The organism is Bacteroides sp. CAG:633 (genome assembly GCF_000435115.1).
Lineage (GTDB): Bacteria > Bacteroidota > Bacteroidia > Bacteroidales > Bacteroidaceae > Bacteroides > Bacteroides ndongoniae.
The window spans coordinates 24,635-36,291 of record NZ_FR883153.1 but is presented as its reverse complement, the minus strand read 5'-3'; the positions used below and the strand labels follow the sequence as shown (position 1 = coordinate 36,291).

The window sequence follows — 11,657 nt, the reverse complement described above, 5'->3', positions numbered from 1 at the left end:
CCTCCTTTCTTTTCTCTTTTTCCGCTTTCTGTTCTTTCTCATATTTTTCGTACGCTTCTACAATCTGTGTTACCAGCTTGTGTCGCACAATATCTTTCTTGTTCAGTTCGATGAAGCTGATGCCTTTCACTCCTTTCAGAATCTTCAGGGCTTGTACGAGGCCGGAGGTTTGTGAAGAGGGGAGGTCAATCTGCGTCATATCGCCTGTTACAATCATCTTGGTGTTCATGCCCATACGGGTAAGGAACATCTTGATTTGGGCGGTGGTGGTGTTCTGTGCTTCGTCGAGGATGACGACCGCATCGTTCAGCGTACGTCCACGCATGAAGGCCAATGGGGCTATCTGTATGATGTTCAGCTCCATGTATTCCTTCAGTTTGGCAGCGGGTATCATGTCCTGCAGGGCATCGTATAGCGGTTGCAGGTACGGATCTATCTTGTCTTTCATGTCGCCGGGCAGGAAGCCGAGTTTTTCGCCAGCTTCTACGGCGGGGCGACTGAGGATGATTTTCTTGATTTCCTTGTTCTTCAGGGCACGCACAGCCAGGGCGATGGCGGTATAAGTCTTACCCGATCCGGCAGGACCGATGGCAAACACCATGTCGTTCTTATGGAAGGCATCTACCAGTTTCTGCTGGTTTTCGCTTCGGGGAATGATAGGCTTGCCCGTGACGCTGAACACGATGACGTTGCCGCTCTTTTCGGCTTGTGGGGCATTGCCTTTGATGATGTCGATGATGACTTCTTCTTTCAGCGAATTATATTCGGAGCAGTATTTTTCCAGTTTGGTAATGTTTTCCTCGAAGGCGCACATTTCTTCTTCGTCGCCCAGCACTTTGATGACGTTGCCGCGCGCTACGATGCGCAGTTTGGGATAAAGGGCTTTTATCAGTTGCATGTTGGCATTGTTCACGCCGTAAAAGATGACCGGGTCGATATCTTCAAGGACAATCAGTTTTTCTATCATTGATATGTTTTAATGTTCATGAAATGCAATGCAAAGTTAGTGAAACGTTTGGAAAACCCTATCACTTTGCAGTGTTATTTTTTAATACAGGCTTGACGACGATGCCGTTCGCATTCTTGGTGCAACGGATGCATTCGTGCCGTAAGGCTTCGGTCTTCATATTGAAGAGGATATTGGGATTGAAATGCTGTCCGTTGATGCGTGTCTCGAAGTGCAGGTGTTCGGTCGTTGCACGTCCCGTACGTCCGGTCAGGGCAATGGGCTGGCCAGCCTTTACCGTGTCGCCACTTTGTACCAGATTCTTGGAGTTGTGGCTGTAGACGGTTTCCACTCCCGAGGGGTGGCGCACCACGATGACGTTGCCATAGGCACTGTAGGGTTTCGACATACGCACAATGCCATTGAAAGCGCAACGGATGGTGTCGTTGGCACGGGTCTTGATATCGACACCCGTGTGTCGCCCGCCGCCCCGTCCGTAGGGCGAAATGACTTTGCCGCCGGGCAGAGGGAAGCTGTAGTCGGTTGCCGCCAGACTGTCCAGATGAATATGGATGCTTTTACTTTTGTCGAACAGTCCCGGAGTGGCCACCCGGATGTGGTTCTTCTCCATGTTCGAGAATGCCGGACGTTTTTCCTGTGCGTGGACGTTCAGCGTCAGCAGGCTGATAAGGATAATGAATAGCGATGTTTTCATTCGAAGTAGCAGATGCTTCCCCCGTCGGAAGAGGCGTATTTCTTTAAGAGTTCTTGTGTCATTTCGGCAGCTTGTTGCAGACGGACCGTATCTCCGTCGTAGCCGTTGATAATGGCCAGTATGTGGCGGGTGCCGACATCCATCTTGGTGCGTTCGTTGTCGCTGGTTGGGGTGCCGATGCCTCCTACGGTGTCGCGGAAGACGGGCAGGCCTTCGATGTTGAGCACACCGCGTCCGATGCCTTCGAACGGCTCACCGGCACGTCCGATGCCCAGACAAAGGTCTGTGCCTTGTATCTTGTCGGCATCGAAGCCGCCGATGCTGTAACCCGTACGCAGCGAGACGAGGTTGATGAGGTCGACCAGCGTATCGATGCGGTACAGTTCGAGTCCGCGGAGCAGACGGCGGCGCAGGGCCTCGGCCGAGGGACGGTAGCGGCTGGGATCTTTGCCACATCGGCGGTAGGCTTCGCGGGTGGCGGCAATGGCAGGTTGCTGTTTGATGCCGTCGGTTGTTTCGTTAGCCCTCAGTTCTTGGGTGAATATATCGATTTCCTGCCAAAGTCCTTCGCTAAAAGGTGTATTGATGACTTCGGCATAGACGGCTGCTCCACGGTATTCGGGGCAGTGTGATTTCAGTTCTTCGGATAATGTAAGTTGATACATGATGTATGCTGATGTTTATGCACTATTTGTTTTACCTGTTGCAAAAGTACGTTTTTATCGGCGAAGTTCTTTCGACGGTACTTGCTTTTCTTGTCATTTACCTGAATCGCCATCCTAAGCCCAGCATCAGGTTGTTGGGGTCTTTGAACTTACTGAGCTGATAGCCCGTATGAAGGAAGAGGTTGCGGGTAAGGAATGTCTTCAGTGCCAATATCTGATAGAAGCCTTTGGTGTCCTTTCCTTTGTAGAGCACGTTGTGCCCGATACCGATGTTGACCGAGAAAATGGGCATGACCAGTTCGGCACGTGCCGACAGGCCTACGGCAAACTGTTCGCGGAAGGGCGGCCGGTAGAATTTCGGATCGTCGTCAGTCCCTCCGGCATAATGTCCCTGCAGGTTGGCGCTTTCGTCAAACTGGGCATCGAGCGAGATGCCTGCCCGGAAATACTTGTTGAAGTCGTACATCGGGTTGAAGTTGAGGCCGACAATGCCGAACGAGCCAGGTATCAGATGTCCCATGTTGTAGTCGTCGATGTATCCTCGTTTGCGTGTAGCACCGTACACGACGAGGTCGTAACTGAAGTGGGGGCGGAAGTCGTTCGGATTAAGTTGTCCGGCGTTGGCCGACGGGCTGCTGTTTTCTGCCCCGAAGGTCCGTACCAGTCCGATTCGACCACCTACAGGGTTCACACCGCTGTTTGGGTAATGGGTGTTTCCGTTGGAGTAGTGGGTCAGGTCGATTCCCGCTGTCAGGTTCCATTGGGGATTGATTTGCCAGTTCAGGAAGAAGCCCAGATTGATGTAGGCATTGATCTTCGAGCCTACCACGTCGTTGTAGCCCAGCACTTGTGATCCGTTCTCGGGTACGTGATACTTCTCCCACCCGAAGGAAGCGCCGAAGTTCCATTCGTAGTCCAGCGAGAGGGTGGGCGACAGTCGGGCGATGCGTGAGCCTTGAAAGGCGTAGACAGCGACGGGATGTCCGATGGGCGGACGGTTGTCGAAGTGGTTGTACGATACGCCGATGCCTTGATAGGCGTGCGGATAAAGCCGTCCTAGTCTTGAGTCCTTATTAAAGCGGAAAGCGTACTTCAGGTGCACCGACCACACGTTGCGTATGGGTTGCCCCGTGGAGTTGTCTCCGTCGAAAAAGTCGTTGGTAGGTACTACGTAGGCAGGGCGGAAGTCGATGCCGAGCTGATGGGTGAGCTTTCTGGATACGCTCGGTTGGCTACAGGCGGACGTATCCGTCGGGAGGGTATGGTTGCCGGTATGTTGCGCGGCGAGCGGCATTCCTGTCACGAGGCATGCGATAAGGCCTATGCAAGTGCAGAGTACTCTCGTCCGGTTTGTTTGTCTTTTCATCTTTTCTGGTTCAATGATGTTCCGATTCTATTGTTTGCAGCTCTGTAGCAGTGCGATAGGACCTTGAGGAACTGATGTCCGCCGGTTGCCAAAGGCATACTGCTTCAGCCTTGTTCGATAAAGGAATTCAAAAGTACGTAAAAAACTCCAAACCGGACTACTATTAGTATTTATTATGATTGCGGCCTGCCGCACGGGCGGTTGGGCAAAGCTGTTCTTACGCTTTCAGCATGATGCCCGACAGCATACGCCCCGACTTGATCCCCAGCCGGCGGGCGGAGAAGAAATCTTCGTGACGGGTGTAGGTGCAGATGCCGGCAGTCTCTATCTGGGTGGCGGGCAGACCGAAGTCCAGCAGTTGCAGCTGGTTGGCAGCCCACAGGTCGATGTGATGCTTGTGGGTGTCGTTCCTCCATTCGGCGATGTAAGGCATGGGGAAGCCGGCGGCGCGGAAGGCTTCGTACACCTCTTCGCCCACCTCGAAGGCGGCGAGCGAGATACCGGGGCCGATGATGACATGCACGTCTTTGCCCTCGGTGCCGTAGAGGGTCTGCATCCGCTCCAATGTGCGCAGGGCGATGCGGTTCACTGTGCCCCGCCAGCCGGCGTGGATGGCAGCGACGACGCGGTGCCTGTGGTCGTATAATAAGATAGGTATGCAGTCGGCTGTGGAGATGCAAAGGCAGATGCCCGGCTCGCGGGTGATGAGGGCGTCGATGCCTTGCAGGCGTTCGTGCCGTGTCTGCGGGTCGGCCTGCAGATAGTCGGTGTCGATGACGAGGGAGGCCGTGCCGTGTGTCTGCCAGGGGATGATGAGTTCCTGCGGGCGTTGCGGCAGGGCTTGCAGAAGCAGTTCCCGGTTGCGGCGGACGTTTTCGGCAATGTCGCCTGTGTAGGGCGTGCAGTTCAGCGAGGCGTATGTGCCTGTGCTGACGCCGCCGTGACGGGTGGTGCTGAATGCAAAAATGTCGGGGCATGCACCGTTTAGTGCATACTCCAACATTCGCTTGTCGGGGCTGAGATGGCTCATTGCTTGTCGTCCTCCCAGTCCTCTTCTTCGTATTCGAAGTCTTCGAGGTCTTCCACGTCGTCCTCGTCCACGTATTCGATGCTGAGGTCTTCGTCTTCGCCTTCGTCGGCCAGTTCTTCCTTCAGGTGGCTCATGTCCTTGGGACGGTGGGCGATGCTTTCTATCTTGCCCTCAATCTTGTTGCTTTCCTTGTTCAGTTCCTCCCACAGGATGTCCTTCAGCACGTTGATGCCGAGGCCAGAGATGGCGGAGATGAACACGTGAGGCACGTCTTTGGGCAGGGTCGGCTCTATCTCGTCCATCAGTTCCTGGTCCAGCATGTCGCACTTGGTGATGGCCAGTACGCGCTGCTTGTCCAGCATTTCGGGGTTGAAGTTCTTTAGCTCGTTCAGCAGAATGTTGTATTCCTTGGTGATGTCGTCGCTGTCGGCAGGCACCATGAACAGCAGCAGCGAGTTGCGTTCGATGTGGCGCAGGAAGCGCAGACCCAGTCCGCGTCCTTCGCTGGCTCCTTCGATAATGCCGGGAATGTCGGCCATGACGAACGACTTGCCGTCGCGGTAGGACACGATGCCCAGGTTGGGCTCCATCGTGGTGAACGGATAGTTGGCTATTTTCGGTTTGGCCGATGATACGGCCGAGAGCAGTGTCGACTTGCCAGCGTTAGGGAAGCCCACCAGTCCGACGTCGGCCAGTAGCTTCAGCTCCATGATGACGGTCATTTCCTGCATCGGTTCGCCGGGTTGCGCAAAGCGCGGTGCCTGGCGGGTGGCTGTCTTGAAGTGCCAGTTGCCCAGTCCGCCGCGTCCGCCCTTCAACAGGATGACTTCCTGTCCGTGCTCGGTGACGTCGCAGATGTACTCGCCCGTTTCGGCGTTGTAGACCACGGTACCACAGGGCACTTCGATGACCTTGTCTTCGCCGTCCTTGCCGAAGCTGCGGTTCTTCGAGCCGCTTTCGCCGTGTCCGGCCATGATGTGTCGGTCGTAGCGCAGGTGTAGCAATGTCCAGTAGTTGCGGTTTCCGCGCAGGATGACGTGTCCGCCGCGTCCGCCATCGCCGCCATCGGGTCCTCCGTTGGGCACGTACTTGGCACGGCGCATGTGTGTGGAACCTCGGCCGCCCTTACCCGAGCGGCAATATATCTTTACGTAGTCTACAAAGTTCGATTCTGCCATAATGTCTCGATATTAATGATTATTATCTATTTAACGGGAATAGGCTTCTACTTGTTTTTGTATGTCGGCCTTCATTTCTTCCCAGGTGGTCTGTATAAACATCTTGGGCATCAGTTGTGTATCGGCATCCTCGAAGTAGGATAGACTCATCAGTGCCCGGAAGATGGAATGTTCGGGATATTTCTGCTGGTAGAATTTCAGGATTTCTTCTAATGTATAATGCTGTAATAGACTATACATGTCAATGAAATCTTTTTTCGTTCCACGCCCTTCGATGGCATTGACTTTCATTGCGGCGATGTCCTCGGGAGATGCCAGGCGGATACCATCCTCTTCGATGCAGGGAGCAATCCACGGGTAGGAATAATGGATAATATCTACCTTGATGCGGTCTATGACATAGACTTTGATGTCTTTAGACTCTTTCAGGATGGTCAGTTGTCCCGATTGTCGTAGAACGTCCTTAATGGCTTCGCCGTTGTCTTCCGTTTCTCCGAACAGATCAATATCTACCGACATGCGATGTCCGTATTGGAGGGCAAGACCAGTTCCGCCCACCAGCCTTGTACCCGATAGGCATTTGGCTGCCATCAGCTTCTTCAGCAATTCCAGGGTGTGGGGTTCGACTGTGCGGTATGATAACATCTGTATTCCTCCTTCCTTGTGTGCGATATGCAGCAGATGAACGACAATGCTACGGGGTCGAGCGAACGTGCCTGCTTGCAGCATTCAACGATTTTGTCCAGCCCATAATAGGAACGGATGAGGCGCCAGTCCTCCAGTGTGCCGTATTCCAGTACGCGTACGATAATCTGTTGCGGACAAGTGTCCATGTCCGCTTTTTCGGGATCAATATCCCACAGGAGTACGGGCGAGAGTCGTTCGATGCAGTTCTTTCCGTTCATATCGCATTCTTGTTTTCCTCTGCAAAGATACAAATAATTTCCTATAATGCCATGATACTGACTCATCCGTCTTGCATATCTGCCTTTCGTATATTATCTTTGTGAGTGAGGGAGGAATCATCCGGGATGATTCCTATAATCATTGCGGATGATTCTACCAATCATCCCGGATGATTCCTGTCAAAGGTATAAGGAAAGCCCTGCACAGTCGGCAGACAGGGATGTCAGAACCGGCGGTGGAGGGACCGTAGGCAATAACATTTAAATGATAAAGATATGGCTTTTTACAAGAAACAGAAGATGAACGGGAAGTGGTATCCGCGTTCGTTTACGGTAGGGACTATGGATACGGATCAGGTGGCCGAACGGCTTTCGCGCATGTCGACCGTCAGTAAGGGCGATACGTACGCCGTGCTGTTGGGGCTGGGCGAGGTGCTGGGCAGTATGCTGGAGGCTGGTTATTCGGTGAAGCTGAAAGGGGTAGGCACATTCTATCTGACCGGACGTGCCGAAGGGCAGGGTGTAGATACACCCGAAGAAGTATCGGGTCAGCAGTTCTCGAAGCTGCAGGTACGTTTTATTCCCGAATATCGGCGCGAGCAGAACGGCAAGGTGACGGGGCGCACGCTGGTGCCCGACAAAGTGGAGTGGACGGAGTTGGAGTTGAAGAAATGAGGGAAAACAAAAAACACCACGGATGACGCGGAAGGTCACAGCCGGGAAAGCGGTCTGTGCCAATCGGTGTAATCCGTGGTGAATGTCTTTTCAGCGTGGGAAGCCTTTTACTTCACAGCATCGATAGCCTTGCAGATATCAGCTGTGATAGTCTCCAGTTCGCCCAGTCCGTTGATGTGGGCGTAGAGGCCTTCCTGCTTGTACCAGTCGATCAGCGGAGCGGTCTGGCTGTGATAAACGGTGAGGCGCTTCTTGATGGTCTCTTCGTTATCGTCGGCACGGCCTGACTGCTGTCCGCGCAGGATGAGGCGTTTCATCAGTTCGTCTTCGGGCACGTCGAGGTCGAGCATCACGCTTACCTGCTGTCCGCGCTCAGCCAGCATCTTCTTCAGTGCTTCGGCTTGTGCGATGGTACGTGGGAAACCGTCGAAAATAACGCCTTTCGAATCCTTGAAGCTGTCGAGTGTAGAAGCCAGGATGTCGATAATCAGGTTGTCGGGGAGGAGTTGGCCCTGGTCGATATAACCTTTGGCTGTCTTGCCCAGTTCCGTTCCGTTCTTTATTTCGGCACGCAGCACGTCACCCGTGGAGATGTGGTTGATGCCATACTTTGCTACAATTCTCTCGCTTTGTGTGCCCTTTCCAGAACCCGGGGCACCGAAAATTACAATGTTCAGCATTGTTTCTGATTAGTGATTAAATGTTTATAATGTTATTGTAAATATTAACTGATTGTATCCAGAGGATTCCGTTTCATAATGAGCGGATAGCGTTCGGGATGTTTCAGGCTTTCTATTTCCAGATCAATTCCTAAGGCTTCCCATTCGATGGCAGATTGTCCGCACATCTTGACATTCAGTACGTCTGATATACGTGCATCTTTCAGCCAAGGTACACGGTTGTACGAAATAAAGTAGTCGTTACCCAAGACCGATAGCATGATACCTTGCGAATTAATCATTAATACGCTTGCCGATGTGTTTGGGGAACTGAAGCAGAAACCTTCTTCTCTTTTGAAGATAGGACTCATATATTTATTCGTTTACTACAGTATATATGTCCTTATAGTTCCGTCCAAATCCGTCGTAATCCAGTCCGTAACCCACAATGAAGTCATTGGGGATGTGCATGGCGGCATACTCGATGTTGAGGTCTACTTTCAGCTTTTCGGGTTTTACCAGCAGGGTAGCGATATGTATCTCTTTCGGCCCGCGGGTGCCCAGCGTCTCAAGCAGGCGTTGCATGGTGAGGCCCGTGTCTACAATGTCTTCTACGATGACTACGGTACGGTCGCTCAGGTCTTCGTTGATGCCGATGACTTCCTTGACGGCGCCTGTCGATGCTACTCCCTGATACGAAGCCAGCTTGACGAATGATATCTCGCAAGGGATGGTGATGCGTTTCATCAGGTCGGCGGTGAACATGAACGAACCGTTCAGTACGCTCAGGAAAAGCGGATTCTTACCTGCCAGGTCACGGTTGATTTCGTTGGCTACGCGGCTCACTTCTTTCAGTATATCCTCCTCCTTAATGGAGACGGTGAACTTCTTGTCTTTAATCAGTATGCTATCCATGGGACTTGTGATTATTAAATTGGTGCAAAGGTAGCGAAATTATTCCACTCCATGCATCATCTTCTGCAATTTCTTCGACAACAGGAAGAGGACAAGCGATGCGGCGGCCGACATGACTACAAATACCAGGAAGAAGTCGAACATCGTCTCAATGCGATAACCCAACAGTGTTTTCACCTTTCCAGCTTCGGGATAGAGGCCCGACAGCGTACCGGCAAACTTGTTGGCCGTGGCCGTAGACAGGTACCAGATGCCCATCATCAGCGAAGCAAAGCGGACGGGAGTCAGCTTGTTCACCATCGACAGTCCGATGGGCGAAAGGGCAATCTCGCCCATCGTGTGGATGAAGTACAGTCCCGTCAACCAGATGAGGCTTACCTTGACACCGGGTTGCACGTCTTTCACTCCGAAGCAGATGACCAGATAGCCCAACGACAGAAGCAACAGACCGATGGCCTGTTTGGTGGGCGATGCTGGCTCCATGCCCCGACGTGCCAGTGCTCCCCATACGCCCGGCATGATGGCTGCCAGAATAACGACGAAGAAGGGATTGAATGACTGAATCCACGAAGCAGGCATCTCCCAGCCCAGAATGACGCGGTCGGTCTGTTCCGAAGCAAACAGGGTGAGCGATGCGCCTGCCTGTTCGTAGGCTGCCCAAAAGAAGATGACGAAGAAGGCGATGATGTAGATGACCAGAATGCGGTCGCGTTCGATCTTGGTGAGCGATCCGTCCATCAGGATGCTGGCCGGGAAAACAATGCAGGCCGTAAAGATGCCGATGCTGATCCAGTCGTTGCCAAAGCACCAGTAGAAGAACAGGGCAAGTACGATGGCCATCGCACTGCACACCCACAAGTTACGGCGTTTGCGGCGTGCATCTTCCGGCGTTTGGGTTTTGGCAGATGTTCCTTCGGTCGCCTTGCGTGCATCGGGTACAACACCCAGCTGCTGTCCGTCCGGACCGATGAGGTAGCGGTTCTTCTGCGTCTCGAACAGCACTACGGTAAATACCGTGACGATGGCAGCAATCAGGAAACCCCATTTGAAGTCCTGCGGATTGCCCGTTTCGCCGAAGTAACCACAGACAAGCGGAGCGAGGAACGAGCCTACGTTGACACCCATATAGAATATGGTATAGGCCGAGTCAAGTCGCCGGTCACCAGGCTCGTACAACTGTCCGACGAGCGACGATACTGTAGGCTTGAAGAATCCGTTTCCTAATATAAGAAATGTAAGTCCGCCGTACATCAGTCCGTGCGATAACTCTTGCGCATCGAGCATCGAAGCACTGAAGAACATCAGGAACTGTCCGATAGCCATCAGCATGGCTCCCCAGAAGACGGAGCGCCGGATGCCCCAGTACTTGTCGGCTACATAGCCACCGATAAGCGGAGTCAGGTAGACAAGGCCCGTATAGCTGCCATAGATGGAAGCTGCCTTTTCGGTATCGAATAACAGGGCTTGGGTAAGAAACAAAATAAAAATGGCACGCATGCCATAATAACTGAAGCGCTCTGCCGTGCTGGTTGCAAAAATCAGGTAGAGCCCTTTTGGATGTTTGGAATTGTTCATTGTTTTACGAGTTTGTTTTTATTTTGGCTGCAAAAGTAGTGATTCTTCGTGACAGAACGTACTGTTTGTCTCGATTTCCTTTGAATTAATGATGCAGCTTGTGCGTTTTTACTTGCCAAATGAAACAAACGGCTTTGTCAGTCATCCTTTATATGGCTTCTTGCCGATGGGCTGGCATAGCAGCGTTTTCGTCAGTATTTCCTATAATATATCTGCCAAAATGACGCTAAAATGTGACACAAAAGGCGGGTGCCTCACTGATTTTTCTTTTGGCACAAGGTTTGTTTTTTAGTAGGCGTCTGCCGATGAGGCGGACAGAAATAAACTGAATAATAACAAATAAAATAATAACGATCATGGGAAAAATTATTGGTATTGACTTAGGAACTACAAACTCTTGTGTTGCTGTATTCGAAGGCAACGAACCTGTAGTAATCGCTAACAGCGAAGGTAAACGTACAACTCCTTCTGTTGTGGCATTTGTAGACGGTGGCGAACGTAAAGTTGGTGACCCCGCTAAACGTCAGGCCATCACCAACCCGAAACGTACAGTGTACTCCATTAAGCGTTTCATGGGTGAGAACTGGTCGCAGGTACAGAAAGAAATCTCTCGTGTACCCTATCCGGTAGTAAACGAAAATAATATGCCGCGTGTCGACATCGACGGACGTCATTATACTCCGCAGGAAATCTCAGCTATGATTCTTCAGAAGATGAAGAAAACTGCCGAAGACTATCTGGGTCAGGAAGTAACGGAAGCTGTCATCACTGTTCCGGCTTACTTCTCCGATTCTCAACGTCAGGCAACAAAAGAAGCTGGTCAGATTGCCGGTCTGGAAGTAAAACGTATTGTGAACGAGCCGACTGCAGCCGCTTTAGCTTACGGTGTGGACAAGGCTAACAAGGATATGAAGATCGCCGTATTCGACCTCGGTGGTGGTACGTTCGATATCTCTATTCTGGAGTTCGGTGGCGGTGTGTTCGAAGTATTGTCAACCAACGGTGATACTCACCTGGGTGGTGATGAC

Annotated in this window: 14 protein-coding genes; 2 read left to right on the top strand and 12 right to left on the bottom strand. The window is 52.1% G+C overall.

What is annotated here, in order from left to right; all coding sequences use genetic code 11:
- The 8 genes from QVP67_RS14740 to QVP67_RS14705 form a co-directional block, all read right to left on the bottom strand.
- Positions 1-967, bottom strand: a 967-nt coding sequence (locus QVP67_RS14740) for a PhoH family protein (RefSeq protein ID WP_288180280.1), incomplete at its 3' end; no start/stop codon positions are given.
- Between the two features lie 61 nt (positions 968-1,028).
- On the bottom strand, positions 1,029-1,661 hold the full coding sequence (locus QVP67_RS14735; protein ID WP_022164313.1) for a M23 family metallopeptidase: 633 nt from the start codon (positions 1,659-1,661) through the stop codon (positions 1,029-1,031).
- Positions 1,658-2,326 (bottom strand): B3/B4 domain-containing protein, encoded by a 669-nt coding sequence (locus QVP67_RS14730; protein ID WP_022164312.1) that lies wholly within the window; start codon positions 2,324-2,326, stop codon positions 1,658-1,660. Before QVP67_RS14730 ends, QVP67_RS14735 begins: the two co-directional genes overlap by 4 nt.
- A 97-nt stretch (positions 2,327-2,423) precedes the next feature.
- The gene (locus tag QVP67_RS14725; RefSeq protein WP_022164310.1) at positions 2,424-3,692 is read right to left on the bottom strand and encodes an acyloxyacyl hydrolase; all 1,269 of its coding nucleotides are present in this window, start codon (positions 3,690-3,692) and stop codon (positions 2,424-2,426) included.
- 217 nt (positions 3,693-3,909) lie between these two features.
- The gene (pgeF, locus tag QVP67_RS14720; protein ID WP_022164309.1) at positions 3,910-4,722 is read right to left on the bottom strand and encodes a peptidoglycan editing factor PgeF; all 813 of its coding nucleotides are present in this window, start codon (positions 4,720-4,722) and stop codon (positions 3,910-3,912) included.
- Complete coding sequence (gene obgE, locus QVP67_RS14715) at positions 4,719-5,900, bottom strand: GTPase ObgE (RefSeq protein WP_022164308.1); 1,182 nt, start codon at positions 5,898-5,900, stop codon at positions 4,719-4,721. Before obgE ends, pgeF begins: the two co-directional genes overlap by 4 nt.
- A 30-nt stretch (positions 5,901-5,930) precedes the next feature.
- The gene (locus tag QVP67_RS14710) at positions 5,931-6,545 is read right to left on the bottom strand and encodes a nucleotidyl transferase AbiEii/AbiGii toxin family protein (RefSeq protein WP_022164307.1); all 615 of its coding nucleotides are present in this window, start codon (positions 6,543-6,545) and stop codon (positions 5,931-5,933) included.
- The gene (locus QVP67_RS14705; protein WP_022164306.1) at positions 6,500-6,805 is read right to left on the bottom strand and encodes a DUF6922 domain-containing protein; all 306 of its coding nucleotides are present in this window, start codon (positions 6,803-6,805) and stop codon (positions 6,500-6,502) included. The genes QVP67_RS14710 and QVP67_RS14705 overlap by 46 nt, the downstream gene beginning before the upstream one ends.
- A gap of 276 nt (positions 6,806-7,081) precedes the next feature.
- Between QVP67_RS14705 and QVP67_RS14700 the strand changes: the two genes are divergently transcribed.
- Positions 7,082-7,480, top strand: coding sequence for an HU family DNA-binding protein (locus QVP67_RS14700; RefSeq protein WP_022164305.1), 399 nt, complete (start codon positions 7,082-7,084; stop codon positions 7,478-7,480).
- A gap of 107 nt (positions 7,481-7,587) precedes the next feature.
- On the opposite strand, the gene QVP67_RS14695 is transcribed toward QVP67_RS14700, so the two are convergent.
- From QVP67_RS14695 to QVP67_RS14680, 4 genes are read right to left on the bottom strand one after another with little or no spacing between them, the layout of a single operon-like run.
- Positions 7,588-8,160 carry an adenylate kinase gene (locus tag QVP67_RS14695; RefSeq protein ID WP_022021068.1) on the bottom strand — a complete coding sequence of 191 codons (573 nt, stop codon included), beginning with the start codon at positions 8,158-8,160 and terminating at the stop codon, positions 7,588-7,590.
- Positions 8,161-8,204: 44 nt separating this feature from the next.
- On the bottom strand, positions 8,205-8,510 hold the full coding sequence (locus QVP67_RS14690; RefSeq protein WP_022164304.1) for a DUF2442 domain-containing protein: 306 nt from the start codon (positions 8,508-8,510) through the stop codon (positions 8,205-8,207).
- 4 nt (positions 8,511-8,514) lie between these two features.
- On the bottom strand, positions 8,515-9,054 hold the full coding sequence (gene hpt / locus QVP67_RS14685; RefSeq protein ID WP_022164303.1) for a hypoxanthine phosphoribosyltransferase: 540 nt from the start codon (positions 9,052-9,054) through the stop codon (positions 8,515-8,517).
- Between the two features lie 39 nt (positions 9,055-9,093).
- Positions 9,094-10,629: a peptide MFS transporter gene (locus tag QVP67_RS14680; RefSeq protein WP_022164302.1), complete on the bottom strand. Its 1,536-nt coding sequence runs from the start codon at positions 10,627-10,629 to the stop codon at positions 9,094-9,096.
- A gap of 356 nt (positions 10,630-10,985) precedes the next feature.
- Between QVP67_RS14680 and QVP67_RS14675 the strand changes: the two genes are divergently transcribed.
- Positions 10,986-11,657, top strand: a 672-nt coding sequence (locus QVP67_RS14675; protein ID WP_288180279.1) for an Hsp70 family protein, incomplete at its 3' end; no start/stop codon positions are given.

Coding starts and splice junctions, on each gene's coding strand:
- QVP67_RS14735 (WP_022164313.1), bottom strand. CDS start 1,661: ATGAAAACATCGCTATTCATTATCCTTATCAGCCTGCTGACGCTGAAC.
- QVP67_RS14680 (WP_022164302.1), bottom strand. CDS start 10,629: ATGAACAATTCCAAACATCCAAAAGGGCTCTACCTGATTTTTGCAACC.
- obgE (WP_022164308.1), bottom strand. CDS start 5,900: ATGGCAGAATCGAACTTTGTAGACTACGTAAAGATATATTGCCGCTCG.
- QVP67_RS14730 (WP_022164312.1), bottom strand. CDS start 2,326: ATGTATCAACTTACATTATCCGAAGAACTGAAATCACACTGCCCCGAA.
- QVP67_RS14700 (WP_022164305.1), top strand. CDS start 7,082: ATGGCTTTTTACAAGAAACAGAAGATGAACGGGAAGTGGTATCCGCGT.
- QVP67_RS14710 (WP_022164307.1), bottom strand. CDS start 6,545: ATGTTATCATACCGCACAGTCGAACCCCACACCCTGGAATTGCTGAAG.
- QVP67_RS14695 (WP_022021068.1), bottom strand. CDS start 8,160: ATGCTGAACATTGTAATTTTCGGTGCCCCGGGTTCTGGAAAGGGCACA.
- pgeF (WP_022164309.1), bottom strand. CDS start 4,722: ATGAGCCATCTCAGCCCCGACAAGCGAATGTTGGAGTATGCACTAAAC.
- QVP67_RS14725 (WP_022164310.1), bottom strand. CDS start 3,692: ATGAAAAGACAAACAAACCGGACGAGAGTACTCTGCACTTGCATAGGC.
- QVP67_RS14690 (WP_022164304.1), bottom strand. CDS start 8,510: ATGAGTCCTATCTTCAAAAGAGAAGAAGGTTTCTGCTTCAGTTCCCCA.
- QVP67_RS14705 (WP_022164306.1), bottom strand. CDS start 6,805: ATGAACGGAAAGAACTGCATCGAACGACTCTCGCCCGTACTCCTGTGG.
- hpt (WP_022164303.1), bottom strand. CDS start 9,054: ATGGATAGCATACTGATTAAAGACAAGAAGTTCACCGTCTCCATTAAG.